The sequence below is a fragment of the Dellaglioa sp. CoH-55-MRSF-8 genome (genome assembly GCF_056782195.1).
Genome location: NZ_JBXAYH010000207.1, coordinates 1 through 265 on the forward strand (window position 1 = coordinate 1; position 265 = coordinate 265).

General features: G+C 60.4%; 1 protein-coding gene. It reads right to left on the reverse strand.

The genetic code is table 11. From position 1 onward, the window contains the following. Positions 1-36: 36 nt before the first annotated feature. Positions 37-198, reverse strand: coding sequence for a ribosome modulation factor (locus AC1RPW_RS08505; protein ID WP_353890807.1), 162 nt, complete (start codon positions 196-198; stop codon positions 37-39). Positions 199-265 lie beyond the last annotated feature (67 nt).

A 265-nucleotide genomic window follows, 5' to 3' on the forward strand; every position in this document is an offset into this window, starting at 1 on the left:
CGGCACGGCCCTCATGGTACGCTTCACGCTGCGTCGTCATTCGTATTCCTCCTGATCCATATACTCGATGTCGGCCGAATGCCACCCAGCGTTCCACTCACGCCGCAGATCGGTGCCCGGGGCATATGGATTTTCGTCCACAGGAAGACCCCGGCCATGTGCTGCGTATCCACGAGAAAACGCCTGAGCGCGCCGCACTCGAATTTGTGCTGCGTTCCTCAGACAACCTCCCCACGCAGGATCGCGAGAACCGCGTCCACTGTCT